The following is a 21,229-nucleotide window of genomic DNA, read 5'->3' on the forward strand; positions in this document are numbered from 1 at the left end:
ATTAAAAAACAAGATTATGAAAAAGTATGTATGTGAAACTTGCGGTTATGTTTATGACCCCGCAGAAGGCGATCCTGATGGAGGCATCGCTCCCGGAACAGCATTTGAAGATCTCCCAGATGATTGGGTATGCCCATTATGCGGTGTAGGAAAAGAAGATTTCACTCCTCAAGCTGAATAAAACAGCATTTGATGAATTTAAATAAGGCAACGATTTGTGTCGTTGCCTTATTTATTTGCTTCAAACGAAACATATAAACACTTATACACAATCATTGTGCATAACTCTGTTTATAAATGTTGAATAACTGCCTGTTTATCCACTTAGAAATAAAAGAACCTAAAAGTTAGTGCATATCCACACACTTATGACGAAGTTATACATCAATTTCCACAATTATTCAACCAATAAATTTATCAACTTATTCACATCATTCGATACTACATATTATTGTGGAAAAGATAGATAACAAATTGATTGACAGCAGAAAGATATGCCATTGAAGTGTGTAAAAAGTAACGTAAGAGTGGAATAACGAAAAAAGCAAATAAATCGATGTATAGTTATCAACATATCCACCGCACATCATCTCTCTTCATATTTCTTTCTTTTAAAAAATAAATAAAAAGAATATATAAATAGGATGTGGACAACTAAGCCATAGAAAGAGAAACGGTATGTACTAAATGGATCGTAGCTTGAGAGTAATTTTATGGATGCCAACCGCCGCACCCATGAAGATAAAAGGCATGAAAGGAGCCTTGAATCGGGTTTCTCCGTGTACTGCTAAGACCAAAGCTAATGAACCTCCAATGACGATACAACATAAAATAAACAAGGTATCGTACTTTTTTTCTGATTGTAAAACATGGAGGGAAAAGGCAAAGGCCATCAGGAGGAATGCGTAATAAATCATGTTGAGCAGTCCAAACCACTGTATGTAGGATAGATTTTGAAGGTTGTACAGTAGCGTTCGATAGGGAAGTGTGACGTAATTGTTTTGGGCTTTCGATTTATCATGCATAAAAGCAGGTATGTTATCCATGTCGTTCATGTACATGTAAACCAATCTGCCGGGTATTTTACTCAAATAGTTTGCTTTGTTATCCTTGAGCCATTCCAAACATCTTTGTTTCCATATTTGGTTGCATTCTATGGCCGTTTTATCCTTCATGTGGTCAATATACCTGATGGTTCCTTTGGGATAAGCCTCGGCATTGTAATGAGGTTCTACGCTTGTTTCGTATGTTGCTGCTGCCATGTTGAACCACAAGGTTTCACTTTGGAACAAGAAATAGCCTGTACGCAGCCAACAACTGGTTCCAACCACGATGACAAACAAGGCATATCCAGCCAGCAGGGAACTGAAAGAACGTAACCATTGTTTGTTTTTAAAGAATAGAAAATAGAGAAGAAACGTACCCATAAATACCAAACTGATGGGACGAAACCAATTGGCTACAGCCATTAACATGCCTGCTATGAAGAGATTTCGCACACGAGAGGTGTGTAGAATGATGAAAACCGCCCCTAATAAGAGCGTGATGGATGGTATTTCGGAGAGTATGGTCGTGCTTTGTCCCCAATTATTGGGATAGCATACATATAATAGTAGGGCAATGAATCCTATCTGGTCGTTGCATGTTTTTTGTGCTATGCGCGCAAGTAAGTAGGCTGATGCGGCTTTGAGAAAGCACATCAACACTAAGATTGGATAAACAGAATGGAATAGATACAGCGAGAGAGCCACCAAATTAATCTGTCCGATGTTCCAAATAAAGGGTTGTCCATTGATGGTAGGCGCACAAGGATAGGGTTCTCCGTAGTCGATGCACATCCTGGCGTATTCAATATAGCCATCTCCATCGTTTGTGGGCGTATAGCCAAATAGGAAGAGCACCAACAATAGGAAAGCCAGAAAGAGCAGGCTTATCTGACGATAGCGATTTTGCATACAGTTCCTTTGTTGCCAGTTTGGTCGGCTGTTTGTACCATATAGATGCCCGATGCCACTGGATTTCCGTTCATATCATTACCATCCCACACGAAAGTTCCGCCATTGCTTTTACCTTTAGTTACCAAGGTGCCATTGACAGTTACTATTTTGATGTCGGCTTGATAACTAAGTCCAACAACCGTTATAGGGCCATTATAAGACGGTTCTACCGGATTTGGGTATGCGTAGGTAACGTCTTTGTTCATTGATTCCACAGCCTCGGTGGCGTCACTTTGAAAAGAACAAAGTCCTTTGTCTGTCCCAAAAAACACTTCTCCTGTTTGATTATTGATGGCAATGCTTTCTATATGGTTAGAAGGTAATACGCTGTTTGCTATGGTAAAATGATGAATTTGCTGGTTGTTATCAGCACTGATGAGATATACTCCATTACTTCCTGTACCAAACCATTTGCGGTTACTCTTGTCAACTGCAATGCAGGTGATGTCTACTCCTGCCAATAAATAGTCAGCTAAGTTTGTTCCGTCGTTGCGAGGAATCTTTATTTGTGTGAACGTTACATCGGGTAGTTGATTCATTTTTGAAGCTTCAAGCAGCAGTACTCCTGTATTTGTACCAATCCAAAGATTGTTCTCCATATCTTCAGCGATATATTTTACAGCTGTTGTTTTTAGGCTGTTTCCATCTTGGTTGATGAAATTGGTTATCGTGTGCAGCGTTTCAGTCTTCCTATCATAACAAAATAGTGCTGGAAACTTGTAGTTCCCGTTGCCGAACCACAATAAGCCTCGACTGTCAAACACGGGATGATAGAGTAAACTGGGGCTCACTCCATTTTGCATCAACGATGGTTGATGGTGTGATTTCATGGTTCCATCTTGCAGTAATTCGATGATGCTTTGTCCCTTTGTTTGGTTGTTTAATATCCAAAGATGTCGCTCTTCATCGAACAGCAGGCCGTTGATGGGAACATATTCATTATCCAGTTCTTTTCCTTTATCCACTGCTGGCATCAGAATACTGTTGTCTTTATTGTAGTATTTGGTGAGTTTCCCGTTTTGAAATTCGTAAAGTCCGGTTCTACCTCCTGCAAATACATGGTTTGCATCTTTAGGATCGATGGCCAAACAGTTGATTTCTGCATAGGAATAGCCTGTTGTTTTTTGGATATCATCTTGATAAATATGCCATTGACCATCCTCAAGTACTTGGATAATACCTGGATGTGAGAGACTAACACCTTCTGATTCAAAGCCTCCTCCCGCAGTGTAAAGGCGGTTATTGATAAACTTTAGAAAATAAAAATGGTTGTATTGCGGACCTTCCGGACGCATGCTTTCCATTTTATTCCATAGTTCTTTGTCTACTTCTTTGTTGTTTTTAGTATAGTTTCCTATTCTTTTCCAATTCTTCTTGTCAAGTAAATTAGCAGATAAATCAGCAGCATATTTTCCATGGGTCATTGATGCTGCAATGATTTTGTTTTGCTGTATAAGTGTCCAATCTACGCGAAAGCCCAGAAAATAAGTATCACTAATCTCGGCATCACTCACATTGAGCTTGACAATACCGAATCCTGTGGATAAATAAGCATAGCTTCCATTCACATAGATGCTGTGAATGGTTTTGTCTTCTGTCAGCGATTTTTTATAATAGTCAGCGATATTGGTAACGTTTCCTTTACCATCCAGCAAGTCAATGTTGTTATTTTTGTAGACAATGATCAATCGTTTGGCCGCAGAACAATAAGCAATGTGGCTGATTTCAACATCATTCAAGCCTGTTTTCTTATCAAAAGTCTGTATGCTGTTGTCATCCTTATCATAGCAAAACAATCCACCTGACGCCAACACATATACGATGTTACCTGCCGGTTGCACGTCCGTTATGTCGTGATAGGAAGGATATACTTTCCAAGAACCTATTTGGGACAAGCCTTGCAAGCAACCCATGATGAGAAAAAGGACAGATACTATCGTTGTTTTCATTGCGCTATTCAGTTAGACAGATTGTGCTATATCTTCGTTAAGATAGGCTGCTAATTTTTCAACTGCCAGTGCACGATGCGAAATGTGGTTCTTTATATCCTCGCCAAGTTCGGCAAAACTCTGGTTATATCCGTTGGGAATGAACAGCGGATCGTAGCCAAAACCAGCTTCACCACGCTTTTCTTCTGCGATTAAGCCATCCACACGTCCTTCAAAATAATGGATTTCAGGTGCTGCACAAGCATTATCTATATTTTTTTCTTGTTGATTTTTGGGATGTTGCAGCAAGGCAATGACAGTGCGAAAATGAGCCTTTCGATTGTTTTTTCCCTGTAGTTCACGCAACAATTTCTGCATGTTTGCCTCGCTATCATGGTCGGTTCCTTCGGCATAGCGTGCGCTGTGAACGCCTGGTTTACCATCCAATGCATCCACTTCAAGGCCCGTATCATCGGCAAAACAGTCCAACCCATAGTGTTCTGCCACATACATGGCCTTTTGTAAGGCATTCTCTTGCAAGGTATCTCCTGTCTCTGGAATATCCTCATGACAACCAATATCTTGCAAAGACACTATTTCAAACCATTCTCCCAGTATGTCACGAATTTCCTGAAGTTTGTTCTTGTTGTTTGTTGCGAAGACTATTTTCATGTTTTTTCTTTACTTTTACCTTGATTTGATCAAATCCCTCGCCGTATACACCGATGACCGAACTCTGACTAACAAAGGCATTTGGGTCGGTCATCTTGATGAGGCGGAAGATTAATTGACTTTCACTTTTACGGGCTAACAAACAAATTACCTTGATTTCTTGTCCGGTATACCAGCCGTGACCATCAAGAATAGTCAGTCCATGGTCGGTTTCTTTGGACAGAATTTCAGCGATTTCTTCATGTTTTCTCGAATAAATCATAAACTGAACCGATTGCCGTTGACGGGCAAACACAAAGTCGAGCATGAAACATTCGATGATGATGGTACAGTAACCAAATACCACTTTGTGGGCTCGTTCAGCCATTTCGCCAAACTGTGGGAAGAAGAAACAGCTGCTTACTATAAAGATATCTACCAATATTAGTACCTGTCCTAAGGACATATCCTTGTATTTGTTGACACAAGCAGCAATGATATCCGAGCCTCCTGTACTGCCATTGTTGAGAAATACCACTGCCAATGATGAACCAGTGATACAGCATCCAATGACCATTGACATGAAGTCTTGTCCTTCGCCCAATACCTTGATAAAGTTTCCGTTAGCATCCAAAGGCATTAGACTTTGTGCAAACATTAACATAAAGTATAGTGCAAAGATGGCATAGATGGTTTTCATCATGAATCGGAAGCCCAAAATCTTCAGGGCTACGATTAACAATGAAATGTTGATAATCATGTATGTGTTCTCCAGCTTAAAGCCAGTGGCATAATAAATGATGGCCGACATACCGGTTACCCCACCGGTTACAATTTCGTAGGGCATCAGAAAGATGGTGAAGGCAGTGCTGTAAAGCAACAGGCCTAACGTGATGAACACATAATCTTTTACTTCAGATAAGATAAATTCCTTGTTTTTAATCATTTTAGTACGATATTAATGATTTTTTTTGGAACGATGATAGTTTTTATAATTGTTTTGTCTGCGATGTATTTTTGGGTGCGCTCGTCGGCAAGCACCTTTTCTTCGATGGCTTCACGACTGTCGTCTATGCCGAACACCATCTGGAAACGAGCCTTTCCGTTGAACGATACCGTCATCTGTACATCGCTTTCTTTGAGATATTCCTCATTGCATACAGGCCATTGAGCATCGCAAACCGAATCCTCTCCACCCAACACATGCCACAGCTCTTCACTGATGTGTGGCGCAAAGGGTGACAATAGTTTGATGACATCCTTGAGCAGTTCCTTGTTGGTGCATTTGCTTTGTGCAAGTTCGTTGATGCAGATCATGAAGGCAGAGATGGCCGTATTATACGAAAACTGTTCGATATCGCCCGTTACTTTCTTGATGAGTTTGTGTACAGACTTCAGCTGTTCTTTGGTTGGCTCATCGTCGTTGGGCAAAAATTGGTCAGTTCTGTATTCATAAACCAGTCCCCACAGCTTTTTCAAGAATCGGTGACAACCGTCAATACCGTTGGTATCCCATGGCTTGCTGGCCTCTACCGGGCCTAAGAACATTTCGTACAAGCGCAGCGTGTCGGCACCGTACTGTTCTACTATCATATCAGGATTGACAACGTTGTACATTGATTTCGACATCTTCTCGATGGCCCAGCTACACACATATTTATCTCCTTCCAAGATAAATTCAGCCTGTTTGTATTCTGGTCGCCACGCTTTGAAGGCCTCTATGTCCAACACGTCGCCGTGAACCATATTCACATCCACATGAATGGGAGTGGTTTTATATTGTTCTTTCAATCCCAATGACACGAAAACAGGTGCTGCCGAATGGTCATCGTTGTTGATACGATACACAAAGTTGCTACGTCCTTGTATCATACCCTGATTCACTAACTTCTCAAAAGGTTCTTCTTTGAAGGAATAACCATAATCATGTAAGAACTTATTCCAAAATCTTGAATAAATCAAGTGGCCCGTGGCGTGTTCTGTTCCACCCACATAAAGATCTACATTCTGCCAATAAGCAGCTACCTTTTTATCCACCAATGCTTCATCGTTGTGTGGATCCATGTAACGAAGATAATAAGCCGAGCTGCCAGCGAAGCCTGGCATGGTGTTTAGTTCCAGCGGGAATATGGTAGAATTGTTGACAAGCGATTTGTCTACCACCTTGTTTTGTTCCACGTCCCAGGCCCATTTTTTGGCTCTACCCAATGGCGGTTCGCCAGTCTCGGTAGGCTCATACTTGTCAATCTCAGGTAATTCGAGTGGCAAGCATTCTTCAGGAATCATGTGGGGCATGCCGTCTTGATAATATACTGGGAAGGGTTCGCCCCAATAGCGCTGACGAGAGAAGATGGCATCGCGCAGGCGATAGTTCACCCGAACGCGCCCGATACCCTGTTCAACCACATATTTTCGGGTGGCGGCAATGGCCTCTTTCACCGTCAATCCATTGAGGCTCAACGGTGTTTGTTTTCCTTCCACCGGACTGTTAATCATGATTCCCTCTTTCGCATCGTAGCTCTCTTCACTCACATCAGCCCCTTCAATTAGCGGAATGATGGGCAGATTGAAGTGCTTGGCAAAGGCATAGTCGCGACTGTCGTGTGCCGGAACGGCCATGATGGCCCCTGTTCCATAGCCAGCCAGTACATAGTCGCTCACCCAAATAGGGATGTTTTCGCCTGTCAATGGGTTCACAGCGTAGCTTCCGGTGAACACTCCGGTTACTTTTCTATCGGCGATGCGTTCCCGTTCGGTCCGCTTTTTCGTAGCGTCTACATATTCTTCAACGGCTGTTGCCTGCTCGGGAGTGGTCACTTGACTAACGTATTCGCTCTCTGGCGCCAGCACCATGAACGTAACACCGAACATGGTATCGGCGCGGGTGGTGAACACCGTCAAAGAAAGGTCATCGTGGTTGGCCACTTTAAACTGCACTTCGGTTCCTTGTGAGCGTCCAATCCAGTTGCGTTGTGTTTCTTTCAGCGACTCCGTCCAGTTTACTTTTTCCAGTCCATCGAGCAAGCGTTGCGCATACGCAGACACGCGCAAGCACCATTGTTTCATTTTCTTTTGCACCACGGGGTAGCCACCTCGCTCGCTCACGCCATCTACCACCTCATCGTTGGCCAGCACAGTGCCCAGTCCGGCACACCAGTTTACCATCGTTTCGCCCAGGTAAGCGATGCGATAGTTCATAAGCGTTTGCTGCTGTTGAAGCTCAGTCATGGCTTTCCACTCCTCGGCTGTGAACTGTAGTTCTTCGCTCTGGGCCACGTTCAAACCGTCAGTACCTTTGGTTTCAAAGTGCTGTACGAGCGTTGTGATAGGCTGTGCTTTCTGCAAATCGTTGTCATAATACGATTGAAACATTTTGATGAACGCCCATTGTGTCCACTTGTAATATGCCGGGTCGCAGGTTCTGATTTCACGATCCCAATCGAACGAAAATCCAATTTTGTCCAACTGTTCGCGATAGTGCTTGATGTTTTCCTCGGTAGTGATGGAGGGATGTTGCCCCGTTTGTATGGCATACTGCTCGGCTGGCAGTCCATAGGCGTCGTAACCCATAGGGTTGAGAACGTTGAATCCATTCTGTCGCTTGTATCGCGCATAGATATCGCTGGCAATATAGCCCAAAGGATGGCCTACGTGAAGGCCCGCTCCGGATGGGTAGGGGAACATGTTGAGTACATAATATTTTTTCTTTTGGGCATCTTCTTCAACGTGATAGGTTTTGTTTTTCACCCACTGTTGTTGCCACTTTTTCTCAATTTCTCTGAAATTGTATTCCATAAGATATCCTAAATTAACGTTCTATTGTGTTTCGATGTGTATATAATAGGTGACAAAAGTACGAAAAAAATAAGATATGGATTGTATAAATACTGAATTTTATTAAAAAACATCTACCTAAACGCTCGTAACACGGCAAGCACCAACGTTGTGGGAAGAGGATGAAACAGCACTGATTTATCGTGCAACCGCAAAGAATACCATACTGATAAATGTCCTAATTATTTACCAAATAATGGCCTTAAAACGGCACTTCATATTTGATAAAATAGAAAAAAATAATAGGCATAGAGGAAGCAAAATTGAGATTTTTGAGTGAGAAAAATAAGATTTCGATGCAATAGCCATGAGTTAGGGTTGCTATATGCATGACTTTGCGCCGCAATAACTATGACATCATGCCGCAAAAGCATGTATATTGCGGGATAAAAGCAATGCTATTGGCTTGAAAAAGATAACGAAAACGCAGCTTCATACAGGGATGAAGACACAATGTATTGAGCCTGAATGAGATACGAAAAACGCTCATTTTTGGCGTATTTGCAACCTTAAGAGAAGTTGTTTGCAAATACGCCAAATATAAGGAAGTATGTTGTCAAGAAAATTCATCATCATTTTGATGCGTGATGATGCCTTTCATCAACGAATTACGTCTTGCGGTAGGAGTGTGGTTACAGCTTTTCGCCGTAGCAAAGGTCACCAGCATCCCCGAATCCCGGTACGATGTATTGGTGCTCGTTCAGTCCCGGATCGATGGCAGCGCACCAGATAGTGGTTTTCTCCTCGGGGAAAGTCTTCTGGATGTGTTCGATACCTTCCGGACTGGCGATGACGCATGCTACGTGAATACGCTTGGGTGTGCCCTTGGTGAGGAAAGCCTTGTAGCCCAATTCCATAGAGGCACCGGTGGCCAACATGGGGTCGGCGATAATCAACGTCTTACCGTCGATGCTTGGTGTAGCCAAGTATTCTACATGAACGCCAATGTTGTGGTGTTCCTCGTCGGTGTATTCGCGGTAGGCAGAAACAAAGGCGTTGCCCGCATGGTCGAAGATATTGAGGAATCCGTTGTGAAAGGGAAGACCGGCGCGGAAGATGGTTGCCAAGACAATCTTGTCGGCAGGTACGTTGACTTGTGAAATACCCAATGGGGTAGTAACATCCTTGGTTTCGTAATCCAATTGCTTGGAAATCTCGTAAGCCTCCAGTTCACCAATTCTCTGGATGTTGTTACGAAACAGCAAGCGGTTCTTTTGGTAGTCTACATCTCTCGTCTCAGCCAAATATTGATTGATGATAGAGTTAGACTCACTTAGGTTGATAATTTTCATTGCGTAGCGTATGTTATGTTTTCACCGTGCAAAAATAGGCATTTTCCGTTTATTTTTGCAAAGTGAAAATTGCAAATGTCAGTGCCATGCGTTCTTTTTTCATTTCTTTAACCTAATGAGTACAGCCTATATACATTTTTTACAAGCTAAAATTTGTCAACCTATTTATTTTAGTTAATTTTGTAGTCGTCAAAGAAATGACGTAAAACAGAATAATTATTCACACTTAAATACATTTAAATATAATGGCAAAGTTTGATAAATCGGTACTGGAAAAGTACGGAATTACAGGTACAACAGAAGTTGTTTACAATCCTTCTTACGAAGTGTTGTTTGAAGAAGAGACCAAAGAAGGTCTGGAAGGCTTTGAGAAAGGCCAAGAAACCGAACTGGGTGCAGTTTGTGTTCAAACAGGTATTTACACCGGTCGTTCACCTAAGGATAAGTTTATCGTTGATGATGCAAACTCTCACGACACTGTTTGGTGGACCTCAGATGAATATAAGAACGACAACCACAAGATGACAGAAGACGCTTGGAAGGTTGTTAATGAGTTGGCAAAGAAAGAACTTTCTAACAAGCGTTTGTTCGTAGTTGACGGTTTCTGCGGTGCCAACAAAGACACTCGCATGAAGATTCGCTTCATCGTTGAGGTGGCATGGCAGGCTCACTTTGTGACCAACATGTTCATCCGTCCTATCAACCAGGAAGAACTCGACCAGGAGCCCGACTTCATTGTTTACAATGCTTCTAAGGCTAAGGTAGAGAACTACAAGGAACTGGGCTTGAACTCTGAAACTTGCGTTGCTTTCAACGTAACGACCAAAGAGCAGGTTATCTTGAACACTTGGTACGGTGGTGAAATGAAGAAGGGTATGTTCTCTATGATGAACTACTACTTGCCACTGAAGGGTATTGCTTCGATGCACTGCTCTGCCAACACTGACATGAACGGTGAGAACACCGCTATCTTCTTCGGATTGTCTGGAACAGGTAAGACAACCTTGTCTACCGACCCCAAACGTTTGTTGATTGGTGACGACGAGCACGGATGGGACGATAAAGGTATCTTCAACTTCGAAGGTGGTTGCTATGCTAAGGTAATCAACCTTGACAAAGAATCAGAGCCTGATATCTACAATGCCATCAAGCGCGACGCTCTGTTGGAGAACGTGATTGTAGACGAGAATGGTAAGATTGACTTTACAGACAAGAGCCGCACAGAGAATACGCGTGTATCTTATCCTATCTACCACATTAAGAACATCGTGAAGCCTATCTCTGCTGGTCCAGCTGCTAAGCAAGTGATCTTCTTGAGTGCTGACGCTTTCGGTGTATTGCCTCCAGTATCTATCTTGAACGAGGAGCAAACTAAGTATTATTTCCTCTCTGGCTTCACCGCTAAATTGGCAGGTACAGAGCGTGGTATTACAGAGCCTACTCCTACTTTCTCAGCTTGTTTCGGTCAGGCATTCCTTGAATTGCACCCAACAAAATATGCTGAAGAGTTGGTGAAGAAGATGAAGAAGAATGGCGCGAAAGCTTACTTGGTGAACACTGGCTGGAACGGTACGGGCAAACGTATCTCTATCCGTGACACGCGTGGTATCATCGATGCTATCTTGAACCACTCTATCGACGAGGCTCCTACTAAGACTATTCCTTACTTCAACTTCGTAGTTCCTACCAAGTTGGAAGGTGTTGCTACAGAGATTCTCGATCCTCGTGACACTTACAAAGACGCATCACAGTGGGATGAGAAAGCAAAAGACTTGGCTGCTCGCTTCCAGAAGAACTTCGTGAAGTACACAACTAACGAAGCTGGTAAGGCACTTGTAGCTGCTGGTCCTCAGCTCTAAATCTGATTAAGACACGATTCATATAGACTGGGGCTTATTCATTGACGGATGATGAATAAGCCCCTTTTTACCTTTGTGTACATAACCTTTTAAAAAAATCATATTTATAACCATTTAAAACCAAAATTCAATCATGATCAGACTAAACGCATTCTTGAAAGTAAATGAGAAGGATCGTCAACGAGTACTATCACTTGCAAACCAACTCGTAGACAAGTCGCGTCAAGACGAGGGTTGTATCAGTTACGACTTCTTTGAAAGCACAACCATTCCTGGCGTATTTATGTTTTGTGAAACATGGAAAGACCAAGAATCTCTGGACAAACATGCCAATGCTCCACATTTCTTGCATCTGGTACCAGAGATAGAGACTTTTGGCAAGATGAAGTTGGAAAAATTCATGTTCTAAAGCTTATTCATAGAACCACACCATCTATTATTAATAGGTAAGAAGCTTATTATTCATCGATAAGAAGCGACACAAGTCCTAAGAATCGTGGGAGTTGTGTCGCTCTTTTTATCCCTTGTGATTTGAATTACTTACCCCCATTGGATGAAAAGTTAACAATTGGTGTCACTATGCACAAGTTTCATTTCTTTATTGTACCTTTGTAAGGCCTTTCATTGGGGTGATATTCGGCCAATAAAAGCAAAATATAAGTAAGATAGACAATGGAAAATTTCAGATTTCAAGCAGTTACTGAGGCTTCAAAGAAAGCCCCATTGGCTGTGAAGGCTCCTAAGGAACGGCCTTCAGAGTACTTTGGTAAATACGTCTTTAACCGTGCAAAAATGCAGAAATACTTGCCGGAAGACGTGTTCCAGCAACTCACTGATGTGATTGACAATGGTGCCCATTTCAATCGTTCCATTGCAGATGCCGTGGCAACGGGTATGAAACACTGGGCACAAGAAAACGGAGTGACGCATTACACGCACTGGTTTCAACCTTTGACGGAAGGAACTGCAGAGAAACATGACGCCTTTGTGGAGTTTGACGGTAAGGGTGGCATGATTGAAGAGTTTAGTGGAAAGTTATTAGTTCAGCAAGAAGCCGACTCATCTTCGTTTCCCAACGGAGGCATTCGCAACACTTTTGAGGCGCGAGGTTATTCGGCTTGGGATCCAACGTCACCAGTTTTCATCATTGATGATACGCTTTGTATTCCCACTATCTTTATATCGTATACGGGTGAGGCTCTCGATTACAAGGCTCCTCTGTTGCGTTCGCTCCATGCAGTGGATGTGGCAGCAACGCAAGTTTGTCGTTATTTCGATCCCAACGTGAAGAAAGTGCGGGCCAATCTGGGCTGGGAGCAGGAATATTTCCTGGTAGACGAGGATTTATACCATGCGCGTCCCGACCTAATGTTGACGGGTCGTACGCTCATGGGACATGATTCTGCCAAGAATCAGCAAATGGATGACCATTATTTGGGTACCATTCCAGATCGTGTGCAGGCGTTCATGAAAGACTTGGAGATACAGGCTCTCGAGCTTGGCATACCGTGTAAGACCCGGCATAACGAGGTGGCACCCAACCAATTTGAGCTAGCTCCCATCTTCGAGGAGTGTAACTTGGCCATTGACCACAACATGTTGCTCATGTCACTGATGAAACGTGTGGCACGCAGACATGGTTTTCGTGTGCTGTTACACGAGAAACCTTTTGCCGGAGTGAACGGCAGTGGCAAGCACAACAACTGGAGCTTGTGCACCGATACGGGCGTGTTGCTTCATGCACCTGGCAAGACAGCCGAGGACAACCTGCGCTTCGTGGTGTTCTTGGTGGAAACGTTGATGAGTGTATACAAACATAACGGACTGCTCAAGGCATCTATTATGAGTGCCACCAACGCACATCGATTGGGCGCAAACGAGGCACCACCCGCCATCATTTCATCGTTCTTGGGTACGCAACTCACCGAGTTGTTGAACCATATTGAGGTGGCTGACAAAGAAGATTTGTTCACCTTGCACGGTAAACAGGGGATGATGTTGGACATTCCAGAGATTCCTGAGCTGTTCATAGACAATACAGACCGCAACAGAACCAGTCCGTTTGCCTTCACAGGTAATCGCTTTGAGTTCCGCGCCGTAGGTTCAGAAGCCAACTGTGCCTGCTCTATGCTGGTGCTCAATGCAGCTATGGCGGAGGCTTTGACCAACTTCAAGGAGCGCGTGGATGCGCTGATTGAGCAGGGTGAAGACCAAACATCAGCTATCATTGACGTTCTTCGTGAGGACATCAAGACCTGTAAGCCCATCCATTTTGATGGCAACGGGTACAGTGAAGAATGGGTAGAAGAAGCCAAGCGACGTGGTCTGGACTGTGAAAACAGTTGTCCTGTCATTTTTGACCGTTATCTTGACGAAGACAGCATCAAGATGTTTGAGAGCACAGGGGTGATGACACGAAGCGAGTTGGTGGCGCGCAATGAGGTGAAATGGGAAATGTACACCAAGAAAATACAGATTGAGGCACGCGTTATGGGTGACCTCACGATGAACCATATCATTCCGGTTGCGACCTTTTATCAAAGTCAATTAGCCAACAACGTGGCGCGTATGTTTGAGATTTTTAACCGTGACGAAGCGGAAAAGCTGACCTGTCGCAACAAAAAGATTATTCTGGAGATTGCTGAACGCACAAAGATCATCGAGACAGGAGTGGAAGAATTGATTAATGCCCGCAAGGTTGCCAACAAGATAGAGAACGAGAGAGAGAAGGCCATCGCCTACCATGATAACGTTGAACCAATGATAGAAACCATACGCTATCATATAGATAAACTCGAACTGATAGTCAGTGATGAGCTTTGGACGTTGCCCAAATACCGCGAACTGATGTTCATCAGATAAGCAAGTATGTCGGCATGTGAACCCAGGCCAAACTTATTGATGTGGAATCGTAGTTTGCTTCAGAACGAAAACAGGCTGACTTGATGTGCAAGGCAGCCTGTTTTTGTTGTTTAGAGGATAGCACCTCTTGTTTATCTTACTTGTGAAGCCATGTTATTTCGCACGCCTCTCATTCCCACCAAGAATGCTTTGGCCGATCCAAACTTAAGAAACATGTCCAAACGTATAGGCACATGATTGGTGTCATCGCTCACATAGAAGTCGACAACTCGTTTGAATTTGCCATCATCCCTTTCCATGTACGACAGATGCAGACATCTATATTTCCTCCCATTGTCGGCCTTAACGGTGGTTTTCCCTCGGTATTTCAGTAGGGCGGGCCTTGACTTATTCCCGTCTATCATCGTGAAACGATAGGCATGTCCTTTCTTCCATTTGGATGGATCGAACGATCTGGCCCGCATGAAGATGTTCAACATATCGTAAACACAGTCTCTCATGTCAGACTGTTTCCACTCGTGAACACCTTTACTGGATATCTGATGTTGCTTGACATGAACGCGTCCGTTGGGATAGGAATAGAATACTTCGTCGACATAGTATCGACCTCCCTCATTGGCAGCCTTGCGATAGTATTGCGGAGCGAGTTTTAATGAGGTGTATGCCTGTAGGGTATCACGCAGAACAAACAGGTTGTCGGCCTTGCTGTTGCTGCGTGTAATGAGCGAACCACGGTAGGCTGGCTGGTTGTTGTACCTCGTCTGTACCACCGACATGGTGGCTGAACCTACCTTGACCCATACAAATTTCCAATTGAAATATAGGTTGTATGACAAGTACTCGCCCGATTTGAAGGCGGTATTCGTCATGTTACACTGTGCATGGGATGCGGTAAACACCCCTAAAAGAAGCGAAAGAATTGCTATGTTTCTAAATATTTTCATTTTCATGTTGTCGTTTTTATCTCCCAGAAACGCCTGCACATAGTAGATTAGCCAGCATTGTTTGGCTGGCAGCATAGGCTTATTTCATCATTCCGGGAATGTATTCTTTACCCAGGTCGAGTGCGCGTTTCGCATTTCTGCTTTGTATTTTGCGCTGTTTCTCGCCTTTCTGTTTAGTTATTTCTGTTGGTTTCTGTCTGTAAATGGGCGTACTCGTCAGATTCCATGTCTCGTTAAAGTCCCACTTGGCCCTGCAAGTTATCTTCTTGGGATAATAATACACCTCTTCAGGCTGCACACCCTTGTCGTAATCGCCCGTGTCCCATTTGCCGTTGTTGTTAGCGTCTATAAACAGGCGCACATAGTATTCGCGCGGTTCAACGTAGAAGAATTGAGCCATACCATTGGAGGTGCGAACCTGTTTAACGGGCTTGTCCGAATTGTCCAGCAACTGAACCACCAACGGTTTGCCATCAGCTCCGGTAATGGTAAGCAAGATGGTGCTGAACTCATCGTTTGACTTTACCTTGAAACCTTGTTTGATTTTGTTCGATGCCTTGCCGTATATGTCAACAAACGCAGCACTGTCCAGTTCAAGACTGTATTCGATATTGGGACGCCATTCGCCCCTCAACATGTAGTTTCTCGTGTTTTTGATGTAGGCATCATTGAACGGTACGATGGATGTGTCGCGTTGTTGTTCTATTTCGAAGGGCGAAACATACCACAGCGTGTCTTGCTTTGAGTACAGATGTACTTTGGATGTGTCGAGCACGGCCAATGGTGTGGTGAAGTTGAACTCAACATTCTGATCGGGTGCGAGAGCCGAACTGACACTCAACTTGACCTCAAGAGCCTCTTTTGGCATGATAGAATCGTAAGGTTCCCCCCTCTTCTTCGCCCGTTCTTGTTTCTTGTTCCACTCTTCCAAGCGTTTCTGCGCTTGCTTGAGCCGTTTGGCATAAGGCTGTTTGGCCAGCATCATGAGGGTGTCTGTTTGTAGGTGTAGCTGACCAGTAGAATCGCTGGCTTGGTATTTGAGTTCAACCTCAAGCGAGTCTTGGTTGATAAGTGTGGTGTCACGCAGCCAATAAGTGAGGGTGTCCCCACGCGGATTCGACTCCATGATGAACGCGTCTTTGGCGTCAAAGTTGAGGCCTTTAATCTGCGGGACCTCTTTGCTGCCATAGCTGAAAAACAGCGAAAAGTTGTTTGGCTCTTTACGTTCGGTCTTGATGAGGTATCGGTCAGATTGTATTTCTGTAAAGGCTCTGAGCGTGATGTCATCGGGCAGAAAGTGCGTGTACTTCACCTGATTGATGGCTTTGATGTGCAACGAGTCGGCCCAAATGGTGTCTTGCCGTACGTCTGGTTTAGAGGTTGTCGTGACAAGTTCGCGCGAGAAGGCCACCTTCTCACTCTTCTGGTTGAAGACATAGTCACCATCGGCATCTTGCAAGGCAAACACTCGGTAGCTTCCGTTGGCGATACCGCGGATGGTGAAGCGCCCTCTGCTGTCGGTTCGTGATACGCGCAGCATGGGTTGCTTGCGGAAGATGCTGTCACTCTGGTCGGCATACAGCCCCACGAGGATTCCCTTGATGGGCTCAAGGTTCTCGGCTTCAAGCACATATCCACTTACTTCCATTGTGTCTATCTTATCGCCTGTGGAGAAACTGTAAGTGTAATTGCCCAGTGGGTTGCCCTCATTGTTGTCAGAGATGGCATCACTGAAGTCGATGGTATAGGTGGCATTGGGCTTTAAGCTGTCTTTCAGTTCCACGAGAATTCGCTTTCCTTGCGATTTTATCTCAGGCGCTTCCAGTTGTGGAGGCGATACTACCACCTTCTCGGTGGCATTCTCCAGCTTGATGAACTCATTGAAATTGATGTAAATTTTCTTGCTCGTCACCTGTGTGGTACCTTCTTTTGGCGAGGTACTGATGACCTTAGGCGGTGTTTCATCATACCATCCGCCATCGGGTTGACCCATTCGAGCGCACGAAACTAATAAAAGAACCAGCATCAACAGGGCAGTCAACTGCATGCCGCGGACATTGTTCGTGGCATGACGAGCCATGAGCGTGTACCTTTTGAAGCGTTTCTGTTGATTGATATTCATATACTTGTGTTTGTTAGCGGGTTATGCCTGTTGGGTTTCCGCAGGCTCTTGGTTCAGCTCGAGCAGCTCTTCAATAACCTTACGACTGTTCGATAGTCGTGGAATCTTATGTTGTCCGCCCAGTTTACCCTTCATCTTCAGCCAGTCGTTGAATAAGTTTGGGCGTGCCACAACAATCTCCAAATGCTGTAACGTGATGTCATGAAAGCGTTTAGCCTCATAGTCACTGTTCAGTTCTTGCAGTCGTTTGTCCAGAATGTTGGCAAACTTTTTTAGGTCATTTGGTGCCTTGGCAAACTCAATGAGCCATTGATGACGACATTTGGCCTTACTGTCCATGTATACAGGTGCGGCCGTGTATTCCTTAATTTCGGCCACTGTCTGCTCGCAAGCGTAGGCCAATCCCTTCTCGGCATTGTCCATGATGAGCTCTTCACCATAGGCATTGATGAAGTATTTGGTGCGGCCTGTGATGATGAACTTATAGGGTTGGCGCGATGTAAACTTCACCGTGTCGCCAATCATGTATCGCCATAGTCCGCATGAGGTTGAAATGAGCACCGCATAATTCTTGTCCAACTCCACGTCGGCCAGTGGCAATACCGTTGGATGCTCCGTTCCATACTCGTCCATGGGGATGAACTCGTAGAAAACGTCATAGTCGGTCATGAGCAACATCGACGCGTCACCGGGGTCGCTCTGTATGCCGAAGAATCCCTCACTGGCGTTGTAGGTCTCCATGTAGTGCATGTTTGGCGACGTGATAAGCTGCTCATATTGTGGGCGATAGGGCGTGAAAGCGATGCCACCATGGAAGAATACTTCCAGGTTAGGCCACACTTCTTCGAGGTGTTTCTTGCCACTCAGTTCCATGACGCGCACCAACACCGACAGCATCCATGACGGAACGCCAGAGAGGTTGGTGACGTTTTGGTTCAATGTCTCGCGGGCTATGCGGTCACGCTTCACCTCAAAATCCTGCAACAGTGCGGTTGATTTCTTGGGAACGCGCACCAAGTTGACCAATGGGTTGATGTTTTCGATGAGAATGGCGCTCAAATCACCCACCAAAGAGTTGTGCAGATTATAATTAGGAGAGTGGCTTCCGCCCAATATCAGACCCTTTCCGTCGAACATCCTACTGTCGGGATTGTTGCGAAGGTAAAGCGCCACGGTGTCTTTTCCACCTTGGTAATGAATTCGGTTGAGCCCCTCGTTGGAAACAGGAATAAACTTACTCTTGTCGTTGGTTGTTCCCGATGACTTGGCATACCATTTCACTTGCCCCGGCCAAAGCACGTTTTCTTCGCCGTGGCGCATGCGGTCGATGTCACCTTTCAGTTCTTCGTAGGTGTTAACAGGTACGTTTTTGGCAAAATCTTCGTAGGTTTTGGTGCTGCCAAAGAGATGATTTCGGCCATATTCCGTGTCCTTCGCCCGTTCAAGAAGATGCTGCAGCACCTGCTGTTGCGTTAAGTCAGCTTGTTTGGCGTGTCGCTCAATCTCCTTTTGTCGTGATGAAAAGAAGTGAGCCGCGATACGTGTTAACCCCATTTTTTATTCCTGTCGTTTATCTATTTTATGTGAAAGATAGTGCGAGCCGAAAGCAAAGGAAGTTTACTTACTTTGCTAAGGCGATGCCTATCTTATGCAAAGATAGTGCAAGCCGAATGCAATCAAGCTTGTTTGTAATTGCTAAGGCGCAGCCTGTTTCATGCAAAGATAGTGCGAGCCGAATGCAAAGGAAGTTTACTTTCTTTGCTAAGACGATGCCTATCTTATGCAAAATTAGCCTAAACTTTTGTAACACAGGCATAATTTACTAATTTTAATAAACAAGAATGCGGGGATGTTACCTCCCTGAAAATCTCCACATACCATCGTAGAAAGCGTATCTTGCAACGCGCAACACGATGAATCCAGTGGGTATGGCAGCTGATGAAAAGGCGTACCATCAATAAAATACAACAAACAAGCTAACTACTCCCCTCCCTTTCGGGGAGGGGATGGGGGAGGGGCTATTCTTATTATTCATCGAAAAGTAACAGGTAGGCAAGGTCTGTTTGTTTCTTTTTCGTTACCTTTGCAACTCGATAAAAAAGATAACTCAATGAAAATCAAAGCAATTATCCTGGATTTTGACGGCACGTTGGCTGATACACAAACTCTCATTACCAATACCATGCTCGAGGTAATCAACCGATTGGGACTTGAGCAGCGCAGTCGTGAGGAGTGCAGTCGAATGATTGGCTTGCCCTTGAAGCAGACGTTTACAGACTTGATACCCATGACTGACGAGATGGGCGACCGCTGTGTGGAAGCCTATAATCAAGTGTTTCATGAGAACAACGTCCCGGGGGCGGTTCCATTGTTTCCCCATGTATTGGAAACCATGCGTGAGTTACATCGTTTGGGGTATGTGCTCACCATTGCCAGCAGTCGTTCCCGCCACTCGCTGATGGACTTTGTGGAGACGTTTGGTTTAGAGGAAATCATCACGCATGTGGTCAGTGCCAACGACGTGACGCATGCAAAGCCACATCCCGAGGCGGTGAATCAAACGCTTGAGCATTTAGGCATTCAGCCAGGGGAGGCACTTGTCGTGGGCGACACGGTGTATGATATCGAGATGGGGCAGAATGCCAGCATCCATACCTGTGGCGTGACGTATGGCAATGGCACACGTTGCCAACTGGAAGAGATTCATACCGAGTTCATCATAGACGATTTCAGTCAGCTTCTCCAAGTTGTCAAAACGCTTGAGGCATGATGCCCTGACCAAGCTGGTAGCACCAAACATCGAAGGGTGGGGTGGACTTGATTATCTTTCTGTCGTCCAGACAGACGCCAATGAGTTTATCCTAAGTTTTTTTATAATTGTACATATTTTTGGTATTTTCAAAACAATCATTTTAGAAAAAATCAGCTCTTTTTGGATGCTTTTTGGCACCTTGTTTTGCAATTGAAAGTCAGTTTTAATTCAATAGCATGCAGTTTACCATTCTATAACATGTGGTTTGCCCTTCAAAGTCAAGGCCTTGATACCCCAATCTCAATGCCTTTGCAGCCTTAAAGCATTGCTTTTGCAAGTGCACCGATGCGCCTATGTGATGTAAGTAGTTGAAAAATGGATAGATAGAAAAATCGCCTATTTTCGACCAATCACTCGTTTGGTTGCAAATATGCGAGTATTTGGCACGGTTGTCAAAATATTTCGTATGCCAAACACCGTGTTTTCAACCATTGAGTTTTCTGTTTTCACTCGTTCAGTCTTTTGTTTTCATCCGTTCGATTTTCTGTTTTCATCCGTTGAGCCTTTTGTTTTCATCCGTTCAGTTTGCTGATTTCACCAACTGTTTGATGTCGTTTTCCTTTTGCAGCATCATTTTTTTGCTTTTGACGATATGGATGTCAGGCTGTGTGATGCTGGTAACGGCCTATCCTCATCGCCTCAACTCCCTTTTGGCTTGTTGTGATAGGTCATGTCAGTGTGGAGAAAATTGTTTTCTCCGAGTACGCTGCGTGAGCAACTTTTTTGTAAAATGTTTGGCGCATTAGAAAAAACACCGTATCTTTGCATCCGCAATTAAGCCCAGATGGCGGAATAGGTAGACGCGCTGGTCTCAAACACCAGTGGGGCAACCCATCCCGGTTCGAGCCCGGGTCTGGGTACTACAAATCCCTTGTAAATCAGCGATTTACAAGGGATTTTTCTTTGTACGCTCGGCATGAGCATTATC

At 44.3% G+C, this 21,229-nt stretch carries 14 protein-coding genes and 1 tRNA gene; 6 read left to right on the plus strand and 9 right to left on the minus strand.

The features are described from left to right. The first annotated feature begins 16 nt into the window (after positions 1 to 16). Complete coding sequence (gene rd, locus HMPREF0650_RS12590; protein WP_004347849.1) at positions 17 to 181, plus strand: rubredoxin; 165 nt, start codon at positions 17 to 19, stop codon at positions 179 to 181. Positions 182 to 683: 502 nt separating this feature from the next. Here the strand turns inward: rd and HMPREF0650_RS01790 are convergent. From HMPREF0650_RS01790 to upp, 6 genes are all read right to left on the minus strand, one after another. Further along, positions 684 to 1,955 (minus strand): glycosyltransferase family protein, encoded by a 1,272-nt coding sequence (locus HMPREF0650_RS01790; protein ID WP_004347850.1) that lies wholly within the window; start codon positions 1,953 to 1,955, stop codon positions 684 to 686. Further along, complete coding sequence (gene porZ, locus HMPREF0650_RS01795) at positions 1,931 to 3,946, minus strand: type IX secretion system anionic LPS delivery protein PorZ (protein WP_004347851.1); 2,016 nt, start codon at positions 3,944 to 3,946, stop codon at positions 1,931 to 1,933. The genes HMPREF0650_RS01790 and porZ overlap by 25 nt, the downstream gene beginning before the upstream one ends. 12 nt (positions 3,947 to 3,958) lie before the next feature. Further along, positions 3,959 to 4,597, minus strand: a complete 639-nt coding sequence (locus tag HMPREF0650_RS01800) for a non-canonical purine NTP diphosphatase (protein WP_040562106.1) — start codon at positions 4,595 to 4,597, stop codon at positions 3,959 to 3,961. Further along, the gene (locus HMPREF0650_RS01805) at positions 4,545 to 5,522 is read right to left on the minus strand and encodes a YitT family protein (RefSeq protein ID WP_004347853.1); all 978 of its coding nucleotides are present in this window, start codon (positions 5,520 to 5,522) and stop codon (positions 4,545 to 4,547) included. The genes HMPREF0650_RS01800 and HMPREF0650_RS01805 overlap by 53 nt, the downstream gene beginning before the upstream one ends. Next, positions 5,519 to 8,371: a leucine--tRNA ligase gene (gene leuS, locus HMPREF0650_RS01810; RefSeq protein ID WP_004347854.1), complete on the minus strand. Its 2,853-nt coding sequence runs from the start codon at positions 8,369 to 8,371 to the stop codon at positions 5,519 to 5,521. The genes HMPREF0650_RS01805 and leuS overlap by 4 nt, the downstream gene beginning before the upstream one ends. A gap of 671 nt (positions 8,372 to 9,042) precedes the next feature. Then, entirely contained in the window at positions 9,043 to 9,702 is a 660-nt protein-coding gene (gene upp, locus HMPREF0650_RS01815; protein WP_004347856.1) for a uracil phosphoribosyltransferase, read from the minus strand. 245 nt (positions 9,703 to 9,947) lie between these two features. On the opposite strand from upp, the gene pckA reads away from it, so the two are divergent. From pckA to HMPREF0650_RS01830, 3 genes are all read left to right on the plus strand, one after another. Next, positions 9,948 to 11,561 carry a phosphoenolpyruvate carboxykinase (ATP) gene (gene pckA, locus HMPREF0650_RS01820; RefSeq protein ID WP_004347857.1) on the plus strand — a complete coding sequence of 538 codons (1,614 nt, stop codon included), beginning with the start codon at positions 9,948 to 9,950 and terminating at the stop codon, positions 11,559 to 11,561. A gap of 133 nt (positions 11,562 to 11,694) precedes the next feature. Next, the gene (locus HMPREF0650_RS01825; protein ID WP_004347859.1) at positions 11,695 to 11,970 is read left to right on the plus strand and encodes a putative quinol monooxygenase; all 276 of its coding nucleotides are present in this window, start codon (positions 11,695 to 11,697) and stop codon (positions 11,968 to 11,970) included. Between the two features lie 263 nt (positions 11,971 to 12,233). Then, a complete protein-coding gene (locus HMPREF0650_RS01830) occupies positions 12,234 to 14,423 on the plus strand; it encodes a glutamine synthetase III family protein (RefSeq protein WP_004347860.1) in 2,190 nt (729 codons plus the stop codon). Between the two features lie 131 nt (positions 14,424 to 14,554). Here the strand turns inward: HMPREF0650_RS01830 and HMPREF0650_RS01835 are convergent, their stop codons facing one another. From HMPREF0650_RS01835 to HMPREF0650_RS01845, 3 genes are all read right to left on the minus strand, one after another. Then, positions 14,555 to 15,367 (minus strand): DUF3108 domain-containing protein, encoded by an 813-nt coding sequence (locus HMPREF0650_RS01835; RefSeq protein WP_040562109.1) that lies wholly within the window; start codon positions 15,365 to 15,367, stop codon positions 14,555 to 14,557. Positions 15,368 to 15,446: 79 nt separating this feature from the next. Then, complete coding sequence (locus tag HMPREF0650_RS01840; RefSeq protein ID WP_004347865.1) at positions 15,447 to 17,489, minus strand: Ig-like domain-containing protein; 2,043 nt, start codon at positions 17,487 to 17,489, stop codon at positions 15,447 to 15,449. Between the two features lie 21 nt (positions 17,490 to 17,510). After that, positions 17,511 to 19,043: a GH3 auxin-responsive promoter family protein gene (locus HMPREF0650_RS01845; RefSeq protein WP_004347867.1), complete on the minus strand. Its 1,533-nt coding sequence runs from the start codon at positions 19,041 to 19,043 to the stop codon at positions 17,511 to 17,513. 556 nt (positions 19,044 to 19,599) lie between these two features. Between HMPREF0650_RS01845 and HMPREF0650_RS01855 the strand changes: the two genes are divergently transcribed. Both HMPREF0650_RS01855 and HMPREF0650_RS01865 read left to right on the plus strand, forming a co-directional pair. Next, a complete protein-coding gene (locus tag HMPREF0650_RS01855) occupies positions 19,600 to 20,259 on the plus strand; it encodes an HAD family hydrolase (protein ID WP_004347870.1) in 660 nt (219 codons plus the stop codon). Between the two features lie 820 nt (positions 20,260 to 21,079). Then, positions 21,080 to 21,161, plus strand: a tRNA-Leu gene (locus HMPREF0650_RS01865). The last annotated feature ends 68 nt before the right edge of the window (positions 21,162 to 21,229 follow it).

Origin of the sequence: Hoylesella buccalis ATCC 35310 (assembly GCF_000177075.1) — a bacterium.
Classification (GTDB): Bacteria; Bacteroidota; Bacteroidia; order Bacteroidales; family Bacteroidaceae; genus Prevotella; species Prevotella buccalis.

Bases quoted from the DNA above. Each gene is read 5' to 3' on its own strand.
- HMPREF0650_RS01800 (WP_040562106.1), bottom strand. From the start codon at position 4,597: ATGAAAATAGTCTTCGCAACAAACAACAAGAACAAACTTCAGGAAATT.
- HMPREF0650_RS01825 (WP_004347859.1), top strand. From the start codon at position 11,695: ATGATCAGACTAAACGCATTCTTGAAAGTAAATGAGAAGGATCGTCAA.
- HMPREF0650_RS01835 (WP_040562109.1), bottom strand. From the start codon at position 15,367: ATGAAAATATTTAGAAACATAGCAATTCTTTCGCTTCTTTTAGGGGTG.
- pckA (WP_004347857.1), top strand. From the start codon at position 9,948: ATGGCAAAGTTTGATAAATCGGTACTGGAAAAGTACGGAATTACAGGT.
- HMPREF0650_RS01805 (WP_004347853.1), bottom strand. From the start codon at position 5,522: ATGATTAAAAACAAGGAATTTATCTTATCTGAAGTAAAAGATTATGTG.
- HMPREF0650_RS01845 (WP_004347867.1), bottom strand. From the start codon at position 19,043: ATGGGGTTAACACGTATCGCGGCTCACTTCTTTTCATCACGACAAAAG.
- upp (WP_004347856.1), bottom strand. From the start codon at position 9,702: ATGAAAATTATCAACCTAAGTGAGTCTAACTCTATCATCAATCAATAT.
- rd (WP_004347849.1), top strand. From the start codon at position 17: ATGAAAAAGTATGTATGTGAAACTTGCGGTTATGTTTATGACCCCGCA.
- HMPREF0650_RS01840 (WP_004347865.1), bottom strand. From the start codon at position 17,489: ATGAATATCAATCAACAGAAACGCTTCAAAAGGTACACGCTCATGGCT.
- HMPREF0650_RS01855 (WP_004347870.1), top strand. From the start codon at position 19,600: ATGAAAATCAAAGCAATTATCCTGGATTTTGACGGCACGTTGGCTGAT.
- HMPREF0650_RS01830 (WP_004347860.1), top strand. From the start codon at position 12,234: ATGGAAAATTTCAGATTTCAAGCAGTTACTGAGGCTTCAAAGAAAGCC.
- porZ (WP_004347851.1), bottom strand. From the start codon at position 3,946: ATGAAAACAACGATAGTATCTGTCCTTTTTCTCATCATGGGTTGCTTG.
- leuS (WP_004347854.1), bottom strand. From the start codon at position 8,371: ATGGAATACAATTTCAGAGAAATTGAGAAAAAGTGGCAACAACAGTGG.
- HMPREF0650_RS01790 (WP_004347850.1), bottom strand. From the start codon at position 1,955: ATGCAAAATCGCTATCGTCAGATAAGCCTGCTCTTTCTGGCTTTCCTA.